This window comes from Streptomyces sp. NPDC058001, from assembly GCF_042886315.1.
Classification (GTDB): Bacteria; Actinomycetota; Actinomycetes; order Streptomycetales; family Streptomycetaceae; genus Streptomyces.
The window spans coordinates 308,797-333,304 of the sequence record NZ_JBHVQT010000005.1; the positions used below are offsets into that span (position 1 = coordinate 308,797).

Below are 24,508 nucleotides of genomic sequence, written 5' to 3' on the forward strand. Positions count from 1 at the left end.
GGGACACCTACAAGCGGCGCACCAGCGCCGAGCATTGAATCAATGCCTCAAGCAATGGCGCGGCCTGCCCGGTAGACCGGTGCCGGTTGTGCCGGACCGGCGTGTTCCTCATCTGGTCGGCCGTATGAGCCGGAAGAAGCGGCCTCGTTCAGCTGGGCGGTGTGACGGAGGGCCGCACGCCGAACCACTGCTCGGTGCCGTACTCCTCGTACCGCTCCACCTCGGTGAACCCCAGTTTCGCCGCGAGGCGCATCGCGCGGTCGTTGGCGGCCTGGGTGCAGAGCACTACCGGCTCGCTGGGAAGCGCGTAGGCGAACCAGTCGAGTACCGCTGCGCACCCCTCGGCGGCGTACCCGTATCCCCAAGCCTCCGGGAGGAACATGTAGCCGAGTTCGGCCTCCCCGGCATCCGGACGGACGTGACCCGGACGCTCCGCGTCGCGCCGATCGAGCGTGATCATGCCGATCATCGCCCCGTCGAGGTCGATCACGAAAAGGCCGGGGCGTCGCCCGGGAACCTCAGGCACCGAGTGTTCGAGTTCATCACGCGGTCGAGGGCCACCGAGGTAGGTGCCCACCTCCGGGGATGCGAACAGCTCGATGAACGCCGCACGGTCCCGGGCCTCGGACTCGCGCAACACGAGCCGTTCCGTCCTTATCGGGGCAGGTGGCCAGGCGACGGGTCCGAGTCCGATCATGGCGGGCAACCTATCGCACGCCGTGAGAGTGATCCGATGATCCGAAAGGAAAATGCCCAGCGCGGGGTCTGTCCGGCGATGGAGTCCTGCACGCTCGCGGCGGTTCGGTCAGCTCCCGCGGGCGGGGAGCCGGGCGTCGCCGTGGTCATTCGGACACCTTTGGGTATTGCCTTCGAAGACCGAAACGGGGACCATTCCCCGCTTCGTGTTATGGTCACCTCGATGTGTAAACGGGGAGTTGTCCCCACTTCCACCCAGGAGCTGCCCATGCGCACGCAGCACCCCACCGTCCAACTCGCCGACCTCACCGACGACTTCACCGCCGATCCCTACTCCGCCTTCACCGCACTGCGCTCCCGCGGGTCCGTCCACCACGTGCGTTTCCCCACCGGGGACGAGTCGTGGCTGGTGGTCGGGCACGAGGAAGTGCGCGCCGCGTTCGTCGACCCCAGGCTGCGCAACGACGTGCGGCACTCCGCCGACTTCGAGGACGACGGGCTGTACGCCGTGGGCCGCAACATGCTCCAGGTCGATCCGCCCGATCACACCCGCCTGCGGACGCTGGTGGCGCGCGAGTTCACCGCCCGCCGCGTCCAGGCGCTGCGGCCCCGCGTTCAGGAGGCGGCCGGTGCGCTCCTGGACGCAGTGGTTGCCGACGGCCGTGCCGACCTTGTGGCCGCGTACGCCTATCCGCTGCCGCTCACCATCATCTGCGAGCTGCTCGGCGTGCCGGACGTGGACCGGGCTGCCTTCAGGGCGTGGTCCACGAAGGTCGTAGCCCTCGACGATGCGGAGCAGTCCACCCGCGCCATGCAGGAAATGGCCGCGTACCTCGCGGGGCTGGCGGAGGAGAAGCGGCGGCTGCGGGACGCGGCGGAGACCGATTTGCTGCACGGCCTGGTCCGCACCCACGACGGGGACGGCGCCGACCGGCTCACCCCGGAGGAACTGCTCGGCATGGCCTTCCTGCTGCTCGTCGCAGGGCACGAGACCACCGTCAACCTCATCGCCAACGCCGTCCACCTGCTGCTCGGCCATCCCGGGCAGCTCGACGCCCTCCGCGCCGACCCCGAGTTGCTGAAGGGCGCCGTCGAGGAGACGCTCCGCTTCGAGTCGCCCGCGCCGGCAGGTACCTACCGCTACACCGCCGAACCGATCGACCTCGGCGGCGCCCGGATACCGGCGGGCGCGCGTGTCGTGCTCTCCATCGCCGCCGCGAACCGCGACCCCGCGCGCTTCCCTGCCCCCGAACGGTTCGACATCCGCCGCGATCCGGCCGCGACCCGCGCTCACCTCGCCTTCGGGTACGGCCTGCACCACTGCCTGGGCGCCCCGCTGGCCCGCCTGGAGGCGACCCTGGCCCTGCGCATCCTGCTGGACCGCTTCCCCCGCCTGGCCTTCGACGGTGACGGCACACCGCAGTGGCGTACCAGTCTCATGCGGAGCCTGCGAGAGCTGTCGGTGCGCTGGTAGACGCCGGCCCCTTTACGGCGGCGACTCAATCCCGTTGGAGAGCCGGCGCGCGTAACATCCGTACCGGGGAGCACTCTCCGGTACGGGGGGCAAGACGGAGCACAAGGAGACACGATGGGCGGCCACGCGCCGACTGGGCGCCGCGACGCGGTGCGCAACCGGAAGCTGCTGACGCAGACGGCCCGCGAGGTCTTCGCCGAACAGGGGCTGGACGCTCCGCTCGACGTCATCGCTCGGCGCGCGGGCGTGGGCAACGCGACCCTCTACCGCCACTTTCCCACCCGCGCCGCGCTCGTGGACGAGGTCTTCCGGGATGCCCTCTCCGAGACCATGGCCGCCGGCGCGCGAGCACGCACCGCGGAGGACGCGTGGACAGGGCTGACGCAGTACCTGCACGCCGTGTTCGCGACGCTCGCCGCAGACCGCGGCACCAACGACCTCATGACCACGAGCCTGGAAGGCGTGACCTCTCTGGAGGCCATCCACGCCCATAACCGCGTCACCATCGCGGACCTGCTCCACCGCGGCCAGATGCAGGGCACCGTCCGCCCGAACCTCACCACCGAGGACGTCCTCTTCGCTCTCGCGGCGCTGGGCCGCGTCGTGCCCGCCCTGAGCACCGTCTCCCTGGACGCCTGGACCCGCCCGCTCGCCCTGCTTCTCGACAGTTTCCGCGCCCACCCGGCCGCGCCCACCCTGCCTGCGCCGCCCCTGACCTCCGCCCAACTCGGCAAGGTGCTTCTCGAACTGGGCCCGCACCGGCGGCGCTGAGAGACTCCGTGAGCGAGACCGTCCCCCTCACCGCCCTGAACCCGGACGGTCCCCACGGGTGGATCTGGCAGCAAGCGGAGCTGAGCTGAGCTGTCGGAGTATCGCCGCCCGGTTTGCCGGCAGACCGAGCTGGGGCGCGAGCCGGACTCCAGCCCGGCCACCTATGGCCAGCCCGATGTTCGCGCATGTCGGAGCGGGTGGCGGCCCGATGCGATGTCGGCAGGCCGATAGCGGGGTGGTCCCGGACTCGTTCGGCCCGCGTCCTTGACAGGCACGGACCAGGTGGGCCCGGCACCTTTCCGAGGCACTCGGGTTCCCGGCTGTGTGATGCGGCTGCCGCTGGGGTTCGCGGAAGGATCGCCGGACGGGCGTCGGTGCTGGCCACTTTCCGCCTTGTGCCGGTGGAGTATCTGACTGAGCAGCACGGCCATCGCCCCGATAAAACCTTCGCGCACGTCGCCGTCCGGATGATGAGGTGGCACGGTGACCAACGACGATGAGGCGGCGGCTGTCCGACCGTTGACACTGGCTTGGGTGAGCCGGCACTTGGAGGTCGGCGAACGGATCGTCAGAACCGAGGCGCTGCACGGCGGCATCACCGCCGAAATGCGGAGGCTGACCATCGGTACGCGGGAGGGAGGCACCCGTGACCTGGTGCTGCGGACCTTCGTCGACGTGGAGCATGCCGAGGACTGGCTGAACAGGGAGGCCGACGCCCTGACCCTGCTCACGGGGACCGGTGTGCCGGCTCCTGGCCTGGTCGCGGTTGATCCGACTGCCGCGCATTGCGAGTATCCATCGCTGCTTATGACCCATCTGGCGGGCCGGACGGTCCTGGACGATGAGGGATTGGAGACACGCGTTCCCCTGCTGGCCCGTCAACTCGTGGCGATCCACGCGGTGCGACCCGCCGAGCGACCCCGGGAGTATGTGGCGTTGACGACCGCCGACACCGTCGTGGTTCCGAAGGGAGCCGACGCGGCGGCATGGGCCGCGGCGATCGATGTGATCCGCAGGCCCGCGCCGCCCTATGAAGGGCGATTCCTGCACCGGGACTTCCAACCCGGCAACGTGCTGTTCGATGTGCCGACCCCCAGCCCGACAGGTGCCCGGATCACCGGCGTCGTCGACTGGGCAGCGACCTCCTGGGGCCCGGCGGATCTCGATGTGGCGCACTGCTCCACCAATCTCGCGCTGCTGCACGGCCCGGCGTGGGGTCTGCGGTTCGCCGAGGCGTATGAGGAGGCCGGCGGGGTACTGGCCACGGCCGCGAGCGCGCGGCTGTACTGGCGGGTGCGGGATGCCCTGGCGTTCTCAGAAGAAGTGCAGTTGGTGGCACAGCCATGGCGGGAGGCAGGCAGGACGGAGCTGACGACGCGGGCCGTGGAGGAGCGGCTGGATGCCTACGTCACCGCCCTGATGGACACGCTGAGCTGAGCCCAGGCGGTGTGGGGTTTCGCGTGGGCGCGGGCGGGCCAGGCCGACATTGGTGTGGCCCGCCGAGCCGTCTGATGGTCGGAGCCGTGTACTTCAGGTTTGGTCTCCGGGCCGGATCCTCAGTTGTTGGCCAGGGTGCGGTCGAGGAGGGGGAGTAGGCGGTCCCAGTGGTGTTGCAGGGCGGCGGGGTCGAAGGCGTCGGTGTCGGACATGGTGAAGCCGTGGACGGTGCCGGGGTAGATCTCGGAGGTGAAGTCGACGTTCGCGGCGTCCAGGGCATGGTTGAGTTCGCCGAGAGCCTCGGGCGTCAGGTCGCTTTCGGCGTGGCCGAAGTGGACCTGGGCGGTGATCTTGCCGAGGGTGGCAGGCCCGTCGGCGCCCACGGGGCCGTGGAATGCGGCGAGGGCGGCCACCTGGCCGGGGTGCGCCGCGGCGGTGCGCATCGCCAGGAGGCCGCCTATGCAGTAGCCGGTCACCGCGACCGGTACGGTGGCGACCTCGGGCTGGGTGGTGAGGAACCTGAGGTAGGCGTCGGCGTCACGCAGTGTGCGTTCGGCGGTGTGCGCCTCGATCAACGGCATCAGCTGGGCGAAGACCGCGGGCCGGGCCTCTTCTCCGATGTGATCGGGAAGTTCGATGACCGGTGTCGGGCCGTGCCGGTAGAAGACGTTGGGGACGAGTACGTAGTACTCGTGTCCGGCCAGTTCGCGGGCCAACTCCCGCAGCACCGGCCGGATTCCGAAGCCGTCCGGGTACATCAGCACCCCTGGGTGCCGCCCGCCACCATCGGGAAAGGCGGCGAACGCGTCGGCCTGGCCGTCCGCGGTGGGAATGTGCAGCGTCTTGGTGGGCATGAGTTCTCCTGTCGTGGTTGACGTGTTGAGCTGTGATCAACACGACAGGAGGCGGAGCCCGCGCGACAGCGCCAGATCCTTGATCCAACAGAGGGCCGGCACCGGCCCGTACGGCGCTCAGAGTAGCGCCGGGTCACCAATCCGTGTGTGGCGCAAGGCCGTCCCGGTATTCATGCCGCACAGCATAGCCAGTCGGGCAAAAGCCAACGTCAGCAACCCAGTTCATAGTGCGGTTCACGAGAATGATGTCGGCCAACCCTCGGATCCTGAACGCGGAGTGTCAGGGGGAGGCTGATCTGTTGGCCTCTGCTTGTGCTGGTGTCGTCCGGGATCGCTTCTCGTTCGTACTGTCGGATTCTCATTGCGTCGCGCGCTGAGCGACGACGTTTGCCCCGTACACAGCAGACTGCGGACAGGCTTTGTTCTTGGACCAGATCAGCCGGCGGCCGTGTGATCAGAGCGGGGCTCGGATGGCGTCGCGCTGCTCTGGCAGGCCGACTTCCCTGAGCCAGCGGAATTTGTTGCCAATGTTCCCCCAGCAGTTGTCATTGGCGGTGACGGCTTGCAGAAGCTCTCGTTGCGCGGCCGACAGTGGCAGGCCGGGGCTGTAGCCGGTGGGGAAGGCTTTGACGAGCAGCGGACCCCAGTCGCGGTCGATGGTGTAGTCGCTGGCGAGCGGTATCAGGGCCATGGCCGCCGGAGCTAGGTCTCCGAAGCCGTCGACGCGGTCAAGGACGGCCTTCAGGAGGGTGAAGCGGAGCCAGCCGTCGAATTGAGGGAGTGGGTCGGGGAACCAGTGGTCCGCCTCGACCGGGTTTTGCAGGGCTTCGAGCAGGACGGCGGTGGCGCGTGGCATGTGCGCGCATCCGCTGGCCAGAGCGGCGCAGCTGCGCACGGCTGGATCAGGATCGTTGAGGAGGCCGGTGGTGTCCTGGCCCCAGGCGCCCATGGCCAGAGCTGCGCAGGAGCGTTCTCGGCGGCTGCCGTCCGCTGCGAGAACGCTACGCAGGCGGTGGGTGGCGCGGGGAACGAGCTGGGCGAGGTCGGGTGCCTTCAGAAGCAGGGTGACCGCTCCGAGGGCTGCCTCTCGGGTGTCCGGATGCGGATCGTCGAGAAACGGTTCGACCGCGTCGTAAAGCTCGCGTCGGATACTCCGGCATGCGTGGATCGCTTCGAGCTCGTCTTCGTCCTCGCCGTCGTACTCATCCCCGTACTCGTCCTCGCTGCCGGGGTCCTCGCCGTAGGAGGCCGAGTCGGCGATCTGGCCGAGCCAGTCGAGTAGTGCGGCCCGTAGGGGTCGGGGCCGGTCATCCCAGGGGAAGAAGCTCTCGTGCTCGGCCAAAGTCTGGCGGTGGGTCAGGATCGATGCGACGAACAGTGCGGCCGGCGGGGTGGAGCTGTACAGGGATCCTTGATGCAGCACGGACATATCGAGCATTCCTAGTGCCTCGGCCTGCACCTCGGGATCCTCATTCAGGAGTTGACACAGGTACGGCGGGGTGTCCTCGGCGTTCCCATAGGCATGCCGCAGGGCGCCCCATTCAGTTGCCATGAGCAGCTCTCTGGCCGTCGAAGGCAGTCCAGACCAGATGGGGGCGCCACGTTCCTCGTCTCGATTCGTCACATGCACACCCTGCCGAACTGCACTGACAACCGGTTGCACCGGGGGTCCCCGCAGGCATGTCTCACCTGTTGTCGCCTTTGGGCAGTTCTGTGAATCACCCTCCACGAAAGCCAGGTGGTCGACGGCTCGCTGTCTGACAGATGCAATTCGACAGGACACGGACCACCGCTTCGTTCTCCCGACCCCGGCCGTCGGCACGCACGTGTGGACATCTTCCCGGACGGGGGCATCTCCCGACTGCGGCTGTTCGGCTCGCTGACGGAGGGCGGCGCGGCGGGGCCGGCGGCGCGGCATCAGGAACTCGGCGGCTGAGCGCTCGGGCCTCGGCGTCGGAATCCCGGCGGCGAGGTCCCCAATGCCCCAAGGTTTGCCGGGTGGTGACGATCCGCGAGCCGCTTACATACCATGCGTGCATGGGTGAGACTCAGGGCACTGCTGGGCTGGAAGGACTCGTGCGCTACGCGCAGGAGATGATGGCTCTCGGTCGGACGGAGTACGCCGAAGTGCTGTTGCAGAAGGCGGCCCGGCTCGCCGATGCCCGGGACGCGGATCCTTTGGCCGTCACGGTCTACTCGCGGCTCGTCGACTGCGCGCGGGCCGACGAGCGGTGGACCGACGCTCTGGAGTACGGCCGTCTCAGCCACGATGTGGCGGCCCGGATCGGGTCCCTCGAACTCGTCGTGGGGACCGCCAACACGCTGACCATGGTCATGGCGGAGTCAGGCCGGATCGAGGACGCCGTCCGTATGAGCGGCCAGCTGGTCGAGCTGGTCAGGCCCCATGGCAACGGACTCCCCCTCGCGGTTGCGTTGTTGGGCCATGCCACGGCACTGCGCGCCGCCGGCGACGACGCGTCCGCCGACCGGTACGCCGAGGTCCTCGACCAACCCGGGGCGGAGGATCTGCGCGGCACCGCGCTGAGCGCCCTGGGCCAGGAGCTGTTCCGCCGGAACCGAACCGCCGAAGGCATGGACAGGCTGCGCGACGCGGCGGAGGCGTATGCCGCCGCGGGCCAGGAGCGTGAGGCATATCGGACCCGGTTGCGGCTGGCGAACCTTTGCCGCGACCGCGGACTTGCCGAGTCCGGGCCGGAGTTCGCCAAGGTGCACGACCTGGCCCTCGATCTTTTCTCCGACGTGGACGAGGCACACTACCGAGCGTCCTCCAACACCGTGCGCCGGACCGAGGCGGAGAACGGCAGCAGGTTTGAGTCCGCGATCGTCGAGCTGACCCGCGCAACCGCCACGACACATCTCGCCGAGGGCACGAGGCTCCTGAGTGAGCACCGGCACACGGATGCGGAGCTACGTCTGCGTGCCGCCGAGGAGTTGCTGTCCCCGATCGACGGCTACCGTGAGCTGACCGTGGTGTGGTTCCTGCTGGGGCAACTGGCGGGCCAGCGCGGAGACAGCCGTGGTGCCGGTGAGCTGTTCGACCGTGCGGCCGCGGTCGCCGCCCACCTCGGTGACGCCTCCGGCGAACTCGTCTACACGATGTACCGGTGTATGGCGGCGCGTCCCCGGGAACCGGAGCAACTGGAGCGACTGGTACGGGCTCGGGCGCTGCTGCGAGTAGCCCGAGCCGAGATCGCGGACGACACAGCCGCCATGATCAGCAATCTGCTCCGCGACACGTGCGAGGCGTACGGTGCGCACGAGTTGGCCGCTTCCTATGAGCGCGAGGCTGCGGAACAGGCCAGTCAGCACATCCCCTCGCTCGTCCCGTGGCTGGCAGCGCTCGAACTGACGGACCGGACGAAGCCCGGCACCCCCGAGGAAGCCGAGCTCACAAAGCGCCTCACCGCGCTCCGGGACGGGGACCCCTCCGCCATCGGACGGTACGCGGTCAGCCGCCGCATGGGTCTGCTCGAGTTCGAGCAGGGACGGTTCACCGAGGAGACGCTGGCCGCTCTGCACCATGCCTGCACGGCCTTCGAGGAGATGCGCCGGAACAAGGGCGAGACCGACACCTTCAGTGGGTACACCTCGGTTGGGCCCCCGCCGTACGAGGAGCACGCCGAGCTGGCATTGCATCTTGGGCGCGTGGCCGAGGCGTTCACCTCACTTGAGCGCATCAAGTCGCGCACCGTTCTCGACGCCCTGCGCACGGCTCCGCCGCCGCTCGTGACCGACGATTCCGCGCTCGCCATGGAAGCGGAGTTGTGGCAGGAACTGCTCGACCTGCTCGGTTATGGGTCGGCCCGTGCCGAATCCGGCACGGGCAGCATACGGATCGAGCAGCTGCGCACCGAACTCGCCGCTCTGTGGGACGACTTGGCGGAGTCTCATCCCGGACTGCGGGCCCACCGACTGGCCGAGCCGGTCGAAGCCGACGAACTGCCGGCGCTGCTTGCGTCCCGGGACGACGCGGTACTCGTCGAGTTCTTCGCCGGGCGTCATGCCCTGCACGCGTTCGTCGCCTCCGGCCAGACGCTCACCGCCCACCGGCTGGACGACGTCGACGGCACTGGGCTGGACGAGTTCACGCGCCTGCTCGCCGCCGAGTCGCAGCGTTCCCCGGCCGACCCGTCCGCGGTGCTGGAGCATCCGGTGCACCGGACGCTCGCCGGATGGCTGGACCGGGCCGCCGCGGGCCGCCCGCTGTACGTGGTGCCACACGGGCAGCTCCACAAGGCCCCTCTGCACCTCGGAGTGGACGAGGCCGGGCAGCCACGGCCGCGGGCGGCGACCCAGATGCTGCCCAGCGCGTCGCTGCTGCGTGCCACCGGAGCCGCCCGGTGGCAGCCGGTGACCGGTGCCGCACTCGTCGGCGCGGACCCGGTCGGCGATCTGCCGTACGCGCGGGCGGAGGGCGAACACGCCGCGGCGCGACTCGGCGTCCCGGCCGCCTACGGTCAGGAGGTGACCGCGGACTGGCTCGCCGACGGGCTGGCCGGCCTCCGGTCCCCGTTCGTCCACCTGGCCTGTCACGCCACGTTCAACGCCCGTCGCCCCGAGCGCAGCGGACTGCGGCTGGCCACCCCGGGCGGCGGCACGGAGCTGATCGGCCCGGACCGGCTGGCCGCGATGAACTGGTCCGGCGCCGTGGTCGTGCTCGGCGCCTGCCGGAGCGGTTCGCACGAGGTGGAGCAGGGGGACGAGCTGGCGGGACTCGGCCGGGCGCTGCTCGCCGCCGGTGCGGCCGCCATCGTGGTCAGTCGGCAGCCCGTCGAGGACCTGACCTCCGCTCTGCTCATGACGTGGCTGCACGACGAACTGACCCGCACGACCGGCCCGGTGCGAATGGGCGCGGTGCTCGCCGCCGCGCAGAACCGGATGCGCTGCCTGTCCGCACGGGAGCTGGTGGACTGGGCGGTAAGCCGTCGCGACGGTGCACACGGGCCGAAACTGGCCTCGTTCGCGGTCGCCGTGGCACACCGGGCAGCAGGTGAACAGGACGGCCACCGGACCTGGAAGGCGCACACCGCCGAGCTGCTGCTGGGCGGGCCCGGGCCGTCGGTGGCCGACTGGCGGGCTCTGCCGGAGCAGGCCGACGGGCCGGGCTACGCGGCTCGCCCGTTCGCCCGGCCCGAGCACTGGGCGTGGTTCTATGTGCTCGGTACCTGACCCTGATCCGACTGCTGGCCGGAGGCCGGCGGGTAGCCGAGGAGGTGGGCCTGACCTGCGTCCGGCACCCCGCGCTGCCAGACCTGGTGGATCTGCCGCCACTGCTCGCGCTCCGCGTTCAGACCGGTGGGCCGGGTCAGGCCCATCGCGTCCAGGAGCAGCCAGCGGTGCACGTCGAAAGCCGTGCGGATCAGCTCTCCGTACGCAACCGCGGCACGCACCGCGGCCTGGTGGCCCAGCCAGCAGGTCAGCGCACCTCCCCCGGCGCAGTACGCAGCCGCGTACCAGGGCAGCGCGACCGCCGCGAAGCCTCCGCCGACGACGGCGAACACCGCACCCAGCGAGCTGATCGTGACGGCCAGATCGACCGCGCCCGCCGCCGCGGCGAAATGCGTCGTGAACGTCTCCGGCAACGTCACGTACAGCCGTGGCCAAGCCGTCGCTGCGTCCATGCCGTAGCGCCTCGCCTCCTGCTCGGCGGCCCGGATGATGTTGCCGAATCTCGTCGGCAGCATCTCTTCGGGGGCGGGCAGACTCCAGGGCCGCCTGCTCCGCTCGACCGGATCGTCGAGACGTCGCGCGCACCGCCGCGCGATCCGGCGAAGCAGTGGGACCGCGTCCCAATACCCCTCGAACAGACGGATGATCCCCGGCCGGACAGCCGCGAGCAGTTGGGTGAGCAGGACGGTCACTGCCAGGAAGAGCACGATCGCGAGCCCGCGCAGGTCGGCCGACAGGCCGTCCCAGCGCCCGCGCGCCAGCGACCATCCGGTGGCGGACAGCACGAGCACGGTGACCAGCGCGCCGAAGACGAGCACCGGTACCCACGTCGTGGTGAACAGGCGGCGGCCGAGCACGCCGCTGGTGGAGTCGAACAGGCCCGTCACGGTCAGTCCAGGTCCGGATCCAGCGGATGACCCTGTTCGCACGGCTTCTCGTCCCCCGGCAGGTAGAAGTCGTAGGAGTTGATCGTCCGGCAGGTCCGGCAGCGCACCCGCACCGCACCGCTGACCGTCCTCGGCTCACCGTGCAGCAGTGGGTCGGAACCCAGGTCGTTGCGTACCCGGCCACCCATGACCAGCAGGTCGATCAGCTGCTCGCGCGGCACGAACCCGGCGACCCGGCCGTCGTCGACCACCACCACCCCGGGGACCGTCCTGACCACCGTACGCAGCAGTGCCTGGTTCGCGGAAACGTCAGTGAGGAGGGTGCCCCGCGCGAGGACCACAGCGGGATAGCCGATACCGCCGACGATCACCTTCCACGCCTCACCGGAGGAGTCGAGCACGACCGTCGGCGTGGACACAGCCTCCTCCACCGATGGCGCCGTCATGGTCCGGACTTCCACCGTGGCCAGCTCGCCGATCGTCTGCAACGCAGGACCTCCCCCTCGACACGATCGCAACGACGATACCGCTCAGGCCCGTGGGCGAGGCAGCACCGGATCAGGCCGCACGCCGAGTCGCTCCAGCACCTGCGGTGTCGCGTCCGCGATCCACTCGCCGACCGCCGGCAGCGAGGTCGCCCCGGCCGGCACCGCGCACGCGGTCAGCGCGCGTAGAGCACTCCGTGATCACGGAACCTTCCCGGCATCGTCCCCGGGTCACATCAACGCCGCAGCCTCGCCTGCCACCCAGGCCCGCCAGACATGAGGTGTGTTCGGTATGCCGGGGCGGTCAAGGAGCCAGAGCACATACCCTGCATGGCACCGGGCCCACGGACTGTCCGAATCGACGGCACGATCGAGCCTGCCGCGCAGGTCAGCGCTGTCGACAGCCCGGGCAACCCACACGTACTCGCGGTCCTTGCAGCGATATGCGCGAAGGACGACGATCTCGACCAGATCGGTGAGCTTCGCCCTGATCGCCTCCTCCTGGTGGGCCAGGGCCATATCCCGGACAAGACGCTGCTTTGTACCCCACGCCTTCGCATGCTGCGTCCATTCCCGTGGGTATCTCGCTTCCCACTCCAGGAAGAGCAACGCATAGGGCAGCCCTGGCCAAGTCGCCAGATCCCCGCTCGCAGGGCGACTCCACAGCCCGTCAGGCAGCGAACGTCTCTGCGCCTGGTGATACCTCCGACGCGCCTTGAGGAAGGCCGGCTCCCGGTACTGATCGTCCGCTCCCAGGGGCAACGTCAGCCGCCACATCGCGTTGGACCGACCGAGCGCGTCCGCGACCTGCCTCCGTGCCTCAGCCAGATGGTCAAGCGCTGCAGTCCTCGCAGCCGGATCATCCGCTATCAGTCCGAACGTCCAGCCCAGTCGCTCATCCCATGCACAAGCGTCGTCCGCACCGGTAACTGCCTCTTCACCCACGCAGGAGATCATCCCCCGGCACAGTCGGCTCGCTCCACTCGACGGTATAGACAGACACAACAGCCCCAAGGCGTAACGTCCGTGAGCAGGGAACCGTCCGCTCGCCCTCCTTTGCGAGCCCGGTCGTATCCGGCCACATTCAGCCAGGTTGGAAGAACGCGAGCATTTTCTGGGCGGCGTCCGGCGACATCAGCAATTCCTGCATGTCCGCGGACATCTGGGCGGCAGCGCTGGTGCGTTCGAACATCTCGCGCTCGTATTCTTTGACGGCGGCGGGAAAGTTGTCCGGGTGCGCGGCCAGCGCGAGACCGAGACGGGCGCCGTCGAGCAGCGCCATGTTGGCGCCCTCTCCCACCGGCGGCATCAGGTGGGCGGCATCGCCGACCAGTGTGACGCCTGGCGTCGACGGCCAGGTCAGGCCGACCGGGAGAGTGGTGATCGACCGCGGCACGACCATGTCGTCGCAGGCCGCGATCAGCGCGGTGAACCGTGAGTCCCAGCCGGGGAGCAGGTCGATCAGCCGTGCTCGGGCGGCGGCCGGGTCGTCGAACGGGATCCCGCTGGTGGCGAACCAGTCCTCGGCGGTGTTGTAGAAGCTGAGGCCGATGCGAACGCGCCCGTCGCCGTTGCGCTGCGCCGCCAGGGACAGTCCGTCGCCGAGCACCCAATAGTTGCCGCGCCCGACCATCGCCGCGAGGTCGGGGTGCGTGCGGTCGATGTCGGGGATGCCGACCTCAACGACGTTCTGGCCGATATGCGTCGGTCGGGCGTCGGTGAGCAGCGCGCGGACCCGGGACTGCGCGCCGTCCGCGCCGACCAGCAGGTCATACGTGGCACTGCTGTCGTCGGTGAAGTGCAGCAGGCCGTTGTCGGCGGATGTGAACGCGTGTCCCCAGCGCACCACGTCTTCGGGGAGGGAATCCAGCAGCAGGTCGCGCAGGTCGGCGCGGTCGACCTCGGGTCGCTCAAGCGGGGCGTCGTCGGGCGTGTCCTCCTGGAGCAGCAGGGTGCCATCCGGTTTGAGGAGACGCATGTCCTGGCCTTCACCTCGGGCAATCGCGTAGAACTGGTCGATCAGGCCGGCCTCGCGTAGCGCCCGTTGGCCGGAGTGGATGTCGAGCATGCCGCCCTGACCGCGCGCAGCGCGTGACGCTTCACGTTCGTACACGGCGGCGGCGATGCCGTTCACGTGCAGCACCCGGGCAAGGGCCAAGCCACCCAAGCCGGCTCCGACAATGGCGATGGTCATGGTTGCCTCTTCCCGATACATCGTACTGGTCAATACACTGTATCGCCCGATGCGGTGTACTGTAAGCGGCATGTTGGTGTGGGAGAGGCCGGAGCCACCGAAACGACCCGTGCCGGCCTCGCTGAACCGGGAGCGGATCGTGCGAGCGGCGATCCAACTGGCCGACGCGGACGGCCTGGAGGCGGTGTCGCTGCGCAAGGTCGCCACCGTGCTGGGCGTCGGGCCGATGCGGCTGTACAGCTACATCGCGAGCAAGGAGGAGTTGCTCGACTTGATGGTTGACGCCGCCCACGCCGAGATCCGGCCGGTCGGAGACGGCTGGCGGGAGGTGCTCCGGTCTCTTGCCGAAGCCACCCGGCACGCCGTTCACGAGCACGAATGGCTCGCCGATCTACTGGGGGGCCGGCCCCAGCTCGGGCCGCACGCGCTGGCCAGTGGGGAGACCGTGGTGGCCGCACTGGGCGACGTCGACGTGGACGCCGTCATGCCGGTGGTCGCCGCAGTCAACGCGTACGTGATCGGCGCGGTGCGCCGGGAGATCGCCGAGCGGCGTGCCGAGCGGGCCACCGGGATGGACGAGAAGCGTTGGCAGGCATCACTCGGGCCCTATCTGGAGCGGACCTTCGCCACCGGCCGACTCCCCGCGCTGGCCACGGTGGTGCGCGACGCCGCCCACCTGGACGCCGACCAGACCTTCCGGATCGGCCTCGACTTCCTGCTCGACGGCATCGAAGCCCGCATCGCGAGGTGACGCGCGGCAGAAGGACCGGACCGGAGTGACTTGACTGGGCATCCACGTGGACCTTCACGATCGGATCGTTGTCGACGTAGGCGACGCGCACATCCGGGGCCGTGCGCCGGGCGATCTCGTGGATGTTCGGCGATGTCGGCAACCCGGCCCCGACATCAAGGATCTGGCGGATACCGCTGCCGACGGCGAATCGCGCGGCGCGCTCCAGGAACGCACGGTTCGCCCGAACTCCTCTACGGGCTTCCGGCGCCGCGGCAACGAGCGCTTCGCCGGCCTCCTGGTCCACGGGGTAGTTGTCCTTCCCTCCGAGGAGGTAGTCGTACACCCGTGCCGGATGCGGCTTGTCGGTATCGATCCCCGAGGTGCTCACACCCTCAGCCACACTCCACCCCATCCCACGACCGTGATAGCCGCCCCATGAAATGCCGCCAGCATGCCCACAGCAACTCTCGCTGTACGTATGCCCTTTGAGGGATGGTGAGCTGCACGGGTTCGGGGCGCGCACGAAGGATCCCGAGCGGGTGGGAGGGAGTGGCCGCCCATCCCGGACTTGGCCGGCCGAGCCGGACCTGGCTTCTTCTTCGCAGGAACCGTTGCCAGGACGTGCTGTCCGGGGCGACCGGCGACGCCGCAACCACAGGCGTGATCGTCCCACTGGAGCGGCACCCCACGCCCCGGGCCGTCGTGGACCTCGGGTGTTACGCCTCCCGCACGCTGACGGCGGCCCGGTGATGGCGGGGCGTCTCGATCTCGTCGATCAATGCGATCGCCAGGTCCGCGTACGTAATCCGGCTGGCCGGGTCGCCATGCTCAGCGATCCGGTACCGGCCCGTGCGCGTGCCCTCATGGTCGAAGTCGCCCGCCGGGGCCACGTACGCCCAGTCCAGGTCACACCTCCGCAGTTCGTCGAGGCCCGCCGCGTGGCCGAGGGAGAAGGAGCGGTACTCGTTCGGGTAGCCGGGCTCGTCCATCAGGGGAGCGCCGGACGCACCAGGCATGATCGATGCGAGCCCGACCACCACGAGGCGGTGCACGCCCGCGTTCGCCAGGCCGGTGGCCAGGGCGCGCGACGAAGCGGTGAAGAACTCGTGAGGTGGCACGGACAGGTCCGCAGCAGCACTGATGGCGGCATCATGCGCGGCGGCCACCTGCGCAATGCTCGCCGTGTCCGTGACATCGCCCGCCACGACCCGCACGTCGGTCAGGTCTTTGTGGCCCGCAGGGTCGCGCACCACGGCGGTGACCTGGTATCCGCGTCGGTGCGCCTCCGCGGCAGCCTGCCGCCCGGCCCTGCCGCCGGCGCCGAAGACCACAATGTTCATGACGAGCCACCTCTCACCAGGGACGGAGCCCGTGTGCCCCGGCCAGTCCTCGGACGCTATCGAGGACCCCGGTTACCTCTGGGATACCGGCTAGGGTGAGGCCATGAGGGAACCGCTGCCCGCCGACATGTTCGACGAACTGTGCCCGTCCTCCCTCAATCCGATCCGATTCGGCGACAAGTGGGCAGCCCTCGTCATCCGTTGTCTTGAGCACGGGCCGCGCCGGTTCTCCGAGCTGCGCGTGCCGCTGAGCCGCGTCACCCCCAAGGTCCTGACCCAGTCGCTGCGGTCCCTCGAACGAGATGGTCTGGTCAAGCGCACCGTCTACGCCGAGGCCACCCCGCATGTCGAGTACGAACTGACGCCGCTGGGCCGCAGCATGCTCCAACCGATAGCGGTCGCTTGCGCCTGGACGGAGAAACACTGGGACGAACTGCTTGACGCCCGGGAGTCGTACGAAAAAGCCACCCGCCTTGACCGCGCCGGATAACGAGGCGATCGGTGGTCCCGCGCCGCAAAAGGATCAGACTCACACGGACCGCGGCTTGCGGTTGCGCCCACGGGCCCGAGCGCTGAACAGGCGGAGGGTACGAGCCGGTTCCGCGATCTCAGTCTGATCAGTTCAGAGAAGCCCGCATCCGCTGCCCGATGCTGAGCGTCAACCCGAAGATGCCGCCCCGCCTGGACGAGTTGGAGGAGGACCTACTCGCCCGCCGCGAGCGCCGCCGTCGCCGAGGACTGGCGGGGTGAGATCGACGGACTCGACCTCACCCCTCACCTTCCTGCGCAGCAAGCGCGACCAGGCCCGCCGCTTCGCGCGAAGCGGCCCGATCTCCCTCGGGCTTCCCGTGTTCCGCGAACCGTCCCGGTGAAGGCGGGCTATACGGACCAACCCGGGCCGGCCAGGGCGCTGGTGGTCGAGTCGGTCGCCTGTCCGGCGAACCGCAAGGTACGGGTCGAGTGCCGCACGGAGCGGGCCCAGTTGATGAGGGCTGGTGGCCGAGCGCCGCCCCGACCGGCCGGTACCGCCGATGGCCGGTACCGCCGATGGCCGGTACCGTCGCGATCGGGGCGGTGGTGCATCTGCCGGGTGCCGCTCATCGGGGAGGGCCGGGGCCTGTCCTCGATGAGCGGCGTCCTGGCCGACAAGCGCCTACTGTCTGGTGCCGGCCTGGCGGCCCGGCGTCACTTCAGGTGTCGGCCGAAGAACCGGTCCCCGTCCTCCACCTCGAACCACGGGGTACCGGTGTGTCCGCCCATATTGGCGTGCAGGGTCTTCTCCTTGGTGCCGAAGGCGTCGTACAGGTCCAGGGCGCGCTGTCGGGGGTTCCCTTCGTCGTCCCACTGCAGCAGGAGCAGCAGCGGAATGGTGACCTGCCGGGCCTCCTCGCGCTGGGCGTGGGGCACGTAACCCCCGGCGAAGAAGCCGGCGGCCGCGATGCGTGGTTCGGCCACCGCAAGGTGGATGCCGACGGCGGTCCACCCCGAATACCCGACCGGGCCGTCGATCTCGGGGAGCGCGAGGAGGGCGTCCAGGGTGGTCCGCCATTCCGGGACCGCCTTTTCGACCAGCGGGCCGACCAGGGACTCGAAGATGTCGTCGACCGGCTCGCCGGCCTGCATCGCCCGGCGGAGGTCGGCGCGGGCCTGCTCGTCGGCAGCGGAACGGGGCCGGTCACCGCACCCGGCGGCGTCGATGGTGGCCACCGCGTAGCCGTGCGTCGCGGAGTGGCGGGCCCGTGCCACCAGCCGGGATTGCTTCCTGGGCAGGCCGTTGTTGTGGGCCATCAGGATCAGCGGGGCCGGTGCGGCGGTTGCAGGCGTCCACAGGGTGCCGGGGATCTCGCCGAGGGTGAATTCGCGTTCGAGGACGCCGTCGTCGAGGCGCTGTTCGGAAGTGCAGTGCATGGTCGTGCCTTTCGGGAGTGCGTTTGAACGGCGCTCCCGGACGACCTATCGCCCGACCGTGACCCCGGAGGGGAGCACCCATGTCGATACTGTGTTCACGGGTACCACCTCCTCGCTCTCTCGCACGGCCTCCGGGAAAGTAGCAGTGGTCGCCGGGGTCCGCCAACAGGTTTTTGTGGAGGCTTCGCGGCCGGATGCCACGGAGTCTCTTGCCCAAGACCGTGTCCTACGTGGTGCGGCGGACAGGTCGCTTGTAGCAGCAGAGGGCGGCGGGCCCGAGGAAGGCCAGGTAGTTGCGGGGATTGCGTTCGTAGCGGGGGTTCAGGCATCGGTAGGGCCAGGACATCGTCTGGCCGGCGGGATCAGTCGAACAGGTGGGAACCGAGCGGGTGTTGTTGGTCGAAGCCCGGGAGGATCAGGAAGGTCGCACTGGCGGTCGTGGTGGTGAAGGGCAGCAACGCGTCGGAGGCGTCCATGCGGGCGAGCGTGGCCGTGAAGGTCCGCAGGTCGTTCTGGAAGCTGATGAAGAGCAGGCCGGGGGCGGGCTCGTCGGTGCTGTAGGAACGGCGGAGCATGTGGCCGACGCCGACCACGGTGGGGTTCGCCCTGCGCACGTGGGCGTCCACGGGAACGAGATAGCGCCCGTCGGGCGTCTTGGCACCGAGTTCCGGGCCCGAGGCGACGGTGCCGCCGGAGAGGGGTACGCCGCTGTCCCGGTGTCGCCCGAAGACCGCCTCCTGCTCGGCGACGGACAGGGCGGCGAACCGTGTCAGGTCGAGTTCCATGCGCCGCAGTACAGCCAGCGTGCCGCCGGCGACCGCAGGGGGACCGGCCAGCCACAGGTCACGTTCTTGCTCGGCGGTCGTGTGCGGGCCCACGATGCCGTCGATGAAACCGAGCAGGTTGCGCGGTGCGGTGAGGCCCTTGGCGACGGACACGTCCGTACCGCGGCGTCCGGACTGCCGCCAGCGTTCGCGGATGCGGTCGCCGGCCTGGTCCAGGAGCGCGACGGCGGCGAGCGGTGCGAGCAGCGCGTCGCCGGCACAGATCTGTAGCAGCAGATCACCGCCGCGCGCCTGCGAGGCGATCCGCTCGCGGGAGAACCGCGGAAGGTCGGCCGCGCCGGGCAGTGAAGCTCCGGCCGTCCGCACCAGCCGCGGACCCACGCCGACGGTCACGGTCAGATCCCCTGGGGACAGGCCGAGAAGCCGCGGGTCGGACCCGGCGGTGAGGGCGCGGATGGTCTCGCCGAGTTCGGCCAGTAACGGGCCGGGCGCCACCGCGGTGTCGAGGTCGGCCACCACGGCCAGCAGGTTGTGCTGGGCCGACCGGGGAAGCGTGACGCCCGCCTGATGCCGGCCCGTCGCCGGAACCGGCGCGGGCGTGGAGGGTGTGGCCGCTGAGGAAGGGGCGGGCCGGCCCGGTTGGGCGGAGTCCGATGTGCACCCGGCGAGGAGACCGGCGGCCACCGTGGCGCCGGTGGCATCGAGGAACGCGCGGCGTGACGGAGTGCGATCGGCGTGGTGCATGAAGTGAGAGTGCCACACCCGCCTCGTGTCCGCCGCTCAACTTCACTGTTCCGGCGGGGAGTTCGCCGTCGTGCCAGACTTGGGATCATGTCTCGATTAGCTCTTCGTGTAATGGCGGCGGTACTGGGCGTGCTGACGCTGGTGACCGGCTGCAGCGGTGGCGGTGGCGGTGGTGGCGACGACGGTTCGGGCAAGGGCCGGCGGCCGGAGGGCGCTCAGGTGACCATCCGCGTGCCCCGCGACGCCCCGACGATCTCGGCCGCGGTGTCCCTGGCCCGGCCCGGTGACCTGGTGCTGGTGGCCCCGGGGGTGTACCACGAGTCGGTGAAGGTCGACACGGCTCGCATCACGCTGCGGGGCGAGTCCCGGGACAAGGTGGTCATCGACGGGCAGTTGCGGCGGCCCAACGGGGTGGTCGTCACGGCGCCCGGGGTGGCCGTGGAGAACCTGACCGTGCGGATGAACACGCAGAACGGGGTGCTGGTCACCGGTTCCGCGGCGGCGGTCGCCGGGCTGCCGGGGAGCGGCGGCTACGACACCGGCGATGAACCCGTCAGCCTGCTGAAGTCGTTCCTGGTCTCGCATGTGACCGCGACCCGTAACGGTCTGTACGGCATCTACGCGTTCTCCGCGCAGAACGGTGTCATCGAGCACTCCTACACATCGGGCGGGGCGGACTCGGGGATCTATGTCGGCCAGTGCAAGCCGTGCCGGATCGTGGTGCGGGACAACATCTCCGAACTCAACGCGGTCGGTTACGAAGGCACCAACGCCAGCGGCGACATGTATGTGGTCGGAAACCGTCTGGTCGGCAACCGCGTCGGACTGACCACCAACTCCGACCACCAGGAGAAACTGCTCCCGCAGCGCGACGCCGTCATCGCCGGCAACCTGATCGCGGACAACCAGCAGACCCGGACGCCCGTACAGGCCGACGGTGGCTGGGGCCTCGGTATCGGCGTCGACGGCGGCAGCGACAACCAGTTCATCCGCAACCGGATCACCGGGAACACCAACGCCGGGCTCGTGATCACCGCGACCGCCGACCTGACGGCGGACCGCAACCGGATCACCGGCAACACCTTCGCCGGCAACGGCATCGACGTCGGCTGGGCGTTTCCCACCGCCACCCGCGGACAGGGCAACTGCCTGCGAGGGAACGTGCTTCGGACGACCGTACCCGCAGGGCTCGCGGACACCGCGCCCTGCCCGGTTCCCGCCAAGTCACCTACGCCCTCCGGCAGTTGGGCGCGTCCGACGGCCCCCGGCGGCATCCCGTTCACCGACGTGGCCGCGCCCGGCCCGCAGCCGGAGTTCCCGCAGGCCATCACCGGCGCCACCGACGTGCCGGACGTTCCGGTGCTGCCGGACGTCGCGGACATCGCGCTGCCGTCGCCGTCGCTGCTCGCCGCCGGTGCGCGGGTGCGGACCTCGTGAGCGGCCGGGTGCGGACCTCGTGAGCGGCGCTACGGCGCCGGTGTGACTCCGGGTACCGGCTGGACGGGGACGTACTTCCGGGGGTCGAAGTCGAAGACCACCGGCTGTGACTCGGAGGCGAGAGTGGCCTGAACGCGATACATGGTGCCGTCCGAGCCGATCCAGTAGCGCACGGTCTGTGACGTACTGGCTTTGGTGTCGGCGTCCGGCCCTTTCATGATGTCCGTCCGATGGCCGTGCACTTGGTCCTGCCCGACCCATGCGGCGCCGTTCTGCGGCAGCAGTGCGGCGTTGTCCGGCCGGTCGTTCCCGAGGCTGAGCGCGATGGCCAGCGAGCTGTCCAGGGCCATGCCGGTTCTCTGCAGCGGACGGCTGTGCCAACCGGACGCGGGAGGCGACGCCGGTGCGGCTGCCGGGGGGTCTGTCATGGGGTGGACGAGGACGGTGGTGGCCGTCCACTGGATCAGCCCGTCGCTGGACGTGTCGCGCCCGGTCCCGTGTACCACCCCGTAACCGGTGTGGGTGCGGTAATCGATGGATCCGGTGATGACCAGCCCGCCGGTGGCGTTCGGCACGGTGATCGTCACCGCCCGGCCTCCCGCCTGGTAGTTGAGGAACCGCGTGATCGCCAGCCGGTTCACCTCGTCCGAGGTCAACGCCCGCGGGGCGGTGGGGCCACCGCTGTTGCCGAGGAGGACGAAGGCGCTGGTCGCGGCAGCCGCGATGCCGATGACGGCGGCTGCCATCCAGCGTAACTTCGGCCACCGGTGGCGCCGGCCTGCCTCGCGTCTCACGAGACTCCGCTTGCTGTCGATGCTCCGTGTTCTGATGCTCCGCACGCGGCGCGACAATAACAGGTCTCCGCCGAGACACCATCAAACTCTGCGTTTACCGGACATGACGCTCTGTCAACTTGTATGCTCACCCCTGCATTTGCCGAGTTGGCAATAGCGTAGGACGACGCAAAGGAGCGCCATGTCATTAGGCGGACTGGTGCGGGTGGGGCTGACCGGCCTCTTATTGGTCGGGGGCAGCACAGGCACGATCTTGACGGGCGCCGGGCAGGCCGGCGCCTCGGCCTCCGACGGTACTCTGACCGTCGAGGTGCTGCGGGACTTCTTCGGCACCGGCGTGATCAACTCGACCATGGACGTGCCTCAGCGGGGAATGAAGGTCGACGTCTCCGACCCCGCCGGGCATCACGTCACCGGTGTCACGGATGCCACCGGAAAGGTCATCGTGTCGCCGTCGGGCGAGCTGACCGGCGGCCGGTACCGGGTCGATGTCACTGTCCCGGCACCCTACAGCGACTATCTGCGGGCGGCGCCCGCCTCGACAGCGCCGAACCACTTCGACAGCTTCACCACGTTCGTGGACGTCTCGGACGGCAAGGACGACTCGGTGATCACCGGGGTCTGGGACCCGGCCGACTACGCACTCCCCGATTCCCGCTACTTCGTGCCGATCCAGAGCGGCGCCGGCGGGACCGACACCCGGGCACTGGTGGCCTTCGGGACGGGCGTCCGCGGCAACTGCCCCGACCAGGCGGCCTGCCCGGAAGTGCTCAACACCCAGGAGCAGGTGGGCACGACCTACGGGCTGGCCTACGACAAGTACCGCGAGCAACTGTTCCAGTCGGCGTTCGCCCGGCGGTACACCGAGTACGGGCCGGAGGGCGGTGACGCGATCTACACCGTGCCGGCCGCCGGCGGCGCCACGAAGCTGTTCGCGAAGGTGCCGGGCGCCACGAAGACCGCGCACGACACCGGCAACCTGATCAAGGACGCCGGATTCACCGACGCACCGGGCAAGGAGAGCATCGGCGGCCTGGCGCTGTCCGAAGACGGCTCGACCCTGTACGCGGTGAACCTGCTCACCCGCAGCCTGGTCAGCTTCGACGCGACCAAGCCCACGGCCTCGGCGCCCAAGGCGACCGTGCCGATCCCCGACCCGGGCTGCGCGGCGGCCGGCGACTGGCGCCCGTACAGCGTGGCCACGCACAACAACACCCTGTACGTCGGGGGCGTGTGCAGCGCGGAGAGCAGCAAGGAACGCGCGGACCTGAAGGCCGTCGTCGCCACCTATGTCGGCGAGAAGTTCACCACCGTGCTGTCCCAGCCGCTGACCTTCGAGCGCGGGAGCGTGCTCGCCAGCAACTCCGGTCGCGACGAGGTCAATCACTGGAACGCGTGGAACAACGACCTGGCGGACTGGGACACCTTCACCGTGAGCGGCGCGATGATCAACCCGCAGCCGGCGCTGGCCAGTTTGGCCTTCGCCCGCGACGGCTCGCTGATCCTCGGCTTCCGCGACCGGTTCATGGACGTCGTGAGCTGGGGCGGCCTCGACCCGAGGCCGGGCAACAACACCCCGCAGAGCGGCATGGCCGGCGGCGACATCAACATGGCCTGTGCCAAGCCCAGCGGCGGGTACGAGTGGGAAGGCACCGGAGACTGCCCCGACCACGCCACGGACCCGACCCTTGACGGGGTCCAGCCCCCCGGCGTCGTCGAGTACTTCCCGGGTGACTTCTTCCCGAACGGCGGCTCCGCGACCCAGCCAGGGCCGCACCAGGAGTCCGCGCTGGGATCGGTCGCCTACATCCCGCAGCAGCAGTGGGTCGTCAGCACACAGATGGACCCGACCGGCCAGGTCGCCACCGACGGCACCGGCTACTACGACATCGCCACCGGCCTCGGCCCCGGCAACGACCCGGCCAAGAACGCCTACCAGTTCATCGGCCAGAACCAGAACGGGTTCGGCAAGGCCGGCGGCCTCGGCGACATCGCGTACGCCGCGGCCAACGCACCGATCCAGATCGGCAACGTGGTCTGGTTCGACGGCGATCACAACGGCATCCAGGACCCCGGGTCGGTGCTGCTGCCGGATGCGACGATCAACCTCCTGGACGCCGACGGCAAGAAGGTCGCCACGACCACGACCGATGCCGCCGGCGAGTACTACTTCGGTGGTGTCGGCGCGGACTACGAGCTGACTCCGGGCGCCAAGTACACCGTGCAGTTCGATGTGTGCACCGCGGACACCAGCGAGGTGCCCGGCCAACCGGCCGCCACCGACCTGCGGTTCACCCTGCCACGGGTCGGTGACGACCGGGTGCACGACTCCAATGTGACCCCGCCGACCACCGGCCAACTGTGCAACGGGTACGCCCCGGTCACCGCACCGGCCAAGCCAGGAGGGGTCGATCACACGATCGACGCCGGCGTGTACATCCCGAAGGAGGCATCGCCGACACCCACGCCGCCGGCAACCGAGTCCCCGACACCGACACCGGCGCCGCCGACGGGCCCGGCGCCCAACAATCCGGCACCGGCCGGCGGGTCAGGTGGCTCACTCGCGAACACCGGCACGTCCGACCTGGGACAGCTTCTCTCCCTCGTCGCCCTGCTGCTCGGTGCGGGTGCGACAGTCGTCCTCGTCACCCGTAAGCGGCGCGCCAGGCACCGCTGACACCCGAAACCCCGACGGGCCGGTGCGTCGCACCGGCCCGTCGGCATGACCGACTCGACCACCGGCGGCAGCGGAGCGACCCGCGGATGCCGTGGCCGGCCG

At 69.7% G+C, this 24,508-nt stretch carries 20 protein-coding genes and 3 pseudogenes; 10 read left to right on the top strand and 13 right to left on the bottom strand.

The window, feature by feature from the left end:
- Positions 1 to 148 precede the first annotated feature (148 nt).
- Positions 149 to 697, bottom strand: coding sequence for a GNAT family N-acetyltransferase (locus tag ACFVT5_RS14110; RefSeq protein ID WP_389886026.1), 549 nt, complete (start codon positions 695 to 697; stop codon positions 149 to 151).
- A gap of 267 nt (positions 698 to 964) precedes the next feature.
- Here ACFVT5_RS14110 and ACFVT5_RS14115 point away from each other — a divergent pair, with 267 nt between their 5' ends.
- From ACFVT5_RS14115 to ACFVT5_RS14125, 3 genes are all read left to right on the top strand, one after another.
- Complete coding sequence (locus ACFVT5_RS14115; RefSeq protein ID WP_389886028.1) at positions 965 to 2,170, top strand: cytochrome P450; 1,206 nt, start codon at positions 965 to 967, stop codon at positions 2,168 to 2,170.
- 114 nt (positions 2,171 to 2,284) lie between these two features.
- Positions 2,285 to 2,941 carry a TetR/AcrR family transcriptional regulator gene (locus ACFVT5_RS14120; protein WP_389886031.1) on the top strand — a complete coding sequence of 219 codons (657 nt, stop codon included), beginning with the start codon at positions 2,285 to 2,287 and terminating at the stop codon, positions 2,939 to 2,941.
- A 534-nt stretch (positions 2,942 to 3,475) separates the two neighbouring features.
- Positions 3,476 to 4,378 (top strand): phosphotransferase family protein, encoded by a 903-nt coding sequence (locus ACFVT5_RS14125; RefSeq protein ID WP_389886034.1) that lies wholly within the window; start codon positions 3,476 to 3,478, stop codon positions 4,376 to 4,378.
- Between the two features lie 119 nt (positions 4,379 to 4,497).
- Here ACFVT5_RS14125 and ACFVT5_RS14130 read toward each other — a convergent pair whose 3' ends face one another.
- Together ACFVT5_RS14130 and ACFVT5_RS14135 are read right to left on the bottom strand one after the other, a co-directional pair.
- The gene (locus ACFVT5_RS14130; RefSeq protein WP_389886037.1) at positions 4,498 to 5,232 is read right to left on the bottom strand and encodes a dienelactone hydrolase family protein; all 735 of its coding nucleotides are present in this window, start codon (positions 5,230 to 5,232) and stop codon (positions 4,498 to 4,500) included.
- A gap of 454 nt (positions 5,233 to 5,686) precedes the next feature.
- The gene (locus ACFVT5_RS14135; RefSeq protein ID WP_389886040.1) at positions 5,687 to 6,784 is read right to left on the bottom strand and encodes a HEAT repeat domain-containing protein; all 1,098 of its coding nucleotides are present in this window, start codon (positions 6,782 to 6,784) and stop codon (positions 5,687 to 5,689) included.
- A gap of 226 nt (positions 6,785 to 7,010) precedes the next feature.
- Here ACFVT5_RS14135 and ACFVT5_RS14140 point away from each other — a divergent pair.
- A pseudogene (locus ACFVT5_RS14140) lies at positions 7,011 to 7,168 on the top strand (allantoicase); the annotation flags it as partial.
- A gap of 101 nt (positions 7,169 to 7,269) precedes the next feature.
- Entirely contained in the window at positions 7,270 to 10,422 is a 3,153-nt protein-coding gene (locus ACFVT5_RS14145) for a CHAT domain-containing protein (protein ID WP_389886042.1), read from the top strand.
- On the opposite strand, the gene ACFVT5_RS14150 is transcribed toward ACFVT5_RS14145, so the two are convergent.
- The 4 genes from ACFVT5_RS14150 to ACFVT5_RS14165 all read right to left on the bottom strand — a co-directional run bounded on the left by ACFVT5_RS14150 (position 10,404) and on the right by ACFVT5_RS14165 (position 13,988).
- Positions 10,404 to 11,309 (bottom strand): hypothetical protein, encoded by a 906-nt coding sequence (locus ACFVT5_RS14150; RefSeq protein WP_389886044.1) that lies wholly within the window; start codon positions 11,307 to 11,309, stop codon positions 10,404 to 10,406. The two genes, ACFVT5_RS14145 and ACFVT5_RS14150, sit on opposite strands and share 19 nt — an antisense overlap.
- 2 nt (positions 11,310 to 11,311) lie before the next feature.
- On the bottom strand, positions 11,312 to 11,797 hold the full coding sequence (locus ACFVT5_RS14155) for a hypothetical protein (RefSeq protein ID WP_389886046.1): 486 nt from the start codon (positions 11,795 to 11,797) through the stop codon (positions 11,312 to 11,314).
- 228 nt (positions 11,798 to 12,025) lie between these two features.
- A complete protein-coding gene (locus ACFVT5_RS14160; RefSeq protein WP_389886048.1) occupies positions 12,026 to 12,313 on the bottom strand; it encodes a hypothetical protein in 288 nt (95 codons plus the stop codon).
- 565 nt (positions 12,314 to 12,878) lie between these two features.
- Positions 12,879 to 13,988 carry an FAD-dependent oxidoreductase gene (locus tag ACFVT5_RS14165; RefSeq protein ID WP_389886654.1) on the bottom strand — a complete coding sequence of 370 codons (1,110 nt, stop codon included), beginning with the start codon at positions 13,986 to 13,988 and terminating at the stop codon, positions 12,879 to 12,881.
- 70 nt (positions 13,989 to 14,058) lie between these two features.
- Here ACFVT5_RS14165 and ACFVT5_RS14170 point away from each other — a divergent pair, with 70 nt between their 5' ends.
- On the top strand, positions 14,059 to 14,739 hold the full coding sequence (locus tag ACFVT5_RS14170) for a TetR/AcrR family transcriptional regulator (RefSeq protein ID WP_389886050.1): 681 nt from the start codon (positions 14,059 to 14,061) through the stop codon (positions 14,737 to 14,739).
- Positions 14,740 to 14,758: 19 nt separating this feature from the next.
- Here ACFVT5_RS14170 and ACFVT5_RS14175 read toward each other — a convergent pair.
- Both ACFVT5_RS14175 and ACFVT5_RS14180 read right to left on the bottom strand, forming a co-directional pair.
- A pseudogene (locus ACFVT5_RS14175) lies at positions 14,759 to 15,133 on the bottom strand (SAM-dependent methyltransferase); the annotation flags it as partial.
- A gap of 304 nt (positions 15,134 to 15,437) precedes the next feature.
- A complete protein-coding gene (locus tag ACFVT5_RS14180) occupies positions 15,438 to 16,061 on the bottom strand; it encodes an NAD(P)-dependent oxidoreductase (protein ID WP_389886052.1) in 624 nt (207 codons plus the stop codon).
- Positions 16,062 to 16,164: 103 nt separating this feature from the next.
- On the opposite strand from ACFVT5_RS14180, the gene ACFVT5_RS14185 reads away from it, so the two are divergent.
- Positions 16,165 to 16,551, top strand: coding sequence for a winged helix-turn-helix transcriptional regulator (locus ACFVT5_RS14185; protein WP_389886055.1), 387 nt, complete (start codon positions 16,165 to 16,167; stop codon positions 16,549 to 16,551).
- Between the two features lie 256 nt (positions 16,552 to 16,807).
- Entirely contained in the window at positions 16,808 to 16,933 is a 126-nt protein-coding gene (locus ACFVT5_RS14190) for a hypothetical protein (protein ID WP_389886057.1), read from the top strand.
- Positions 16,934 to 17,246: 313 nt separating this feature from the next.
- Here ACFVT5_RS14190 and ACFVT5_RS14195 read toward each other — a convergent pair whose 3' ends face one another.
- The 3 genes and pseudogenes from ACFVT5_RS14195 to ACFVT5_RS14205 all read right to left on the bottom strand — a co-directional run bounded on the left by ACFVT5_RS14195 (position 17,247) and on the right by ACFVT5_RS14205 (position 19,498).
- Positions 17,247 to 17,969 carry a dienelactone hydrolase family protein gene (locus ACFVT5_RS14195; protein WP_389886060.1) on the bottom strand — a complete coding sequence of 241 codons (723 nt, stop codon included), beginning with the start codon at positions 17,967 to 17,969 and terminating at the stop codon, positions 17,247 to 17,249.
- A gap of 226 nt (positions 17,970 to 18,195) precedes the next feature.
- Positions 18,196 to 18,321 (bottom strand): annotated as a pseudogene (locus ACFVT5_RS14200) (IS5/IS1182 family transposase); the annotation flags it as partial.
- A 10-nt stretch (positions 18,322 to 18,331) separates the two neighbouring features.
- Positions 18,332 to 19,498, bottom strand: coding sequence for a Dyp-type peroxidase (locus tag ACFVT5_RS14205; RefSeq protein WP_389886062.1), 1,167 nt, complete (start codon positions 19,496 to 19,498; stop codon positions 18,332 to 18,334).
- A gap of 87 nt (positions 19,499 to 19,585) precedes the next feature.
- Here ACFVT5_RS14205 and ACFVT5_RS14210 point away from each other — a divergent pair, with 87 nt between their 5' ends.
- Complete coding sequence (locus ACFVT5_RS14210) at positions 19,586 to 20,935, top strand: nitrous oxide reductase family maturation protein NosD (RefSeq protein ID WP_389886064.1); 1,350 nt, start codon at positions 19,586 to 19,588, stop codon at positions 20,933 to 20,935.
- Positions 20,936 to 20,964: 29 nt separating this feature from the next.
- On the opposite strand, the gene ACFVT5_RS14215 is transcribed toward ACFVT5_RS14210, so the two are convergent.
- Positions 20,965 to 21,681, bottom strand: coding sequence for a hypothetical protein (locus ACFVT5_RS14215; RefSeq protein WP_389886067.1), 717 nt, complete (start codon positions 21,679 to 21,681; stop codon positions 20,965 to 20,967).
- A gap of 229 nt (positions 21,682 to 21,910) precedes the next feature.
- Here ACFVT5_RS14215 and ACFVT5_RS14220 point away from each other — a divergent pair, with 229 nt between their 5' ends.
- Entirely contained in the window at positions 21,911 to 24,406 is a 2,496-nt protein-coding gene (locus ACFVT5_RS14220; protein WP_389886070.1) for an SdrD B-like domain-containing protein, read from the top strand.
- Positions 24,407 to 24,508 lie beyond the last annotated feature (102 nt).

Bases quoted from the DNA above. Each gene is read 5' to 3' on its own strand.
- ACFVT5_RS14110 (WP_389886026.1), bottom strand. From the start codon at position 697: ATGATCGGACTCGGACCCGTCGCCTGGCCACCTGCCCCGATAAGGACG.
- ACFVT5_RS14185 (WP_389886055.1), top strand. From the start codon at position 16,165: ATGAGGGAACCGCTGCCCGCCGACATGTTCGACGAACTGTGCCCGTCC.
- ACFVT5_RS14160 (WP_389886048.1), bottom strand. From the start codon at position 12,313: ATGGCCCTGGCCCACCAGGAGGAGGCGATCAGGGCGAAGCTCACCGAT.
- ACFVT5_RS14170 (WP_389886050.1), top strand. From the start codon at position 14,059: ATGTTGGTGTGGGAGAGGCCGGAGCCACCGAAACGACCCGTGCCGGCC.
- ACFVT5_RS14145 (WP_389886042.1), top strand. From the start codon at position 7,270: ATGGGTGAGACTCAGGGCACTGCTGGGCTGGAAGGACTCGTGCGCTAC.
- ACFVT5_RS14195 (WP_389886060.1), bottom strand. From the start codon at position 17,969: ATGCACTGCACTTCCGAACAGCGCCTCGACGACGGCGTCCTCGAACGC.
- ACFVT5_RS14135 (WP_389886040.1), bottom strand. From the start codon at position 6,784: ATGGCAACTGAATGGGGCGCCCTGCGGCATGCCTATGGGAACGCCGAG.
- ACFVT5_RS14180 (WP_389886052.1), bottom strand. From the start codon at position 16,061: ATGAACATTGTGGTCTTCGGCGCCGGCGGCAGGGCCGGGCGGCAGGCT.
- ACFVT5_RS14210 (WP_389886064.1), top strand. From the start codon at position 19,586: ATGTCTCGATTAGCTCTTCGTGTAATGGCGGCGGTACTGGGCGTGCTG.
- ACFVT5_RS14120 (WP_389886031.1), top strand. From the start codon at position 2,285: ATGGGCGGCCACGCGCCGACTGGGCGCCGCGACGCGGTGCGCAACCGG.
- ACFVT5_RS14220 (WP_389886070.1), top strand. From the start codon at position 21,911: ATGTCATTAGGCGGACTGGTGCGGGTGGGGCTGACCGGCCTCTTATTG.
- ACFVT5_RS14215 (WP_389886067.1), bottom strand. From the start codon at position 21,681: ATGGCAGCCGCCGTCATCGGCATCGCGGCTGCCGCGACCAGCGCCTTC.
- ACFVT5_RS14115 (WP_389886028.1), top strand. From the start codon at position 965: ATGCGCACGCAGCACCCCACCGTCCAACTCGCCGACCTCACCGACGAC.
- ACFVT5_RS14165 (WP_389886654.1), bottom strand. From the start codon at position 13,988: ATGACCATCGCCATTGTCGGAGCCGGCTTGGGTGGCTTGGCCCTTGCC.
- ACFVT5_RS14205 (WP_389886062.1), bottom strand. From the start codon at position 19,498: ATGCACCACGCCGATCGCACTCCGTCACGCCGCGCGTTCCTCGATGCC.
- ACFVT5_RS14130 (WP_389886037.1), bottom strand. From the start codon at position 5,232: ATGCCCACCAAGACGCTGCACATTCCCACCGCGGACGGCCAGGCCGAC.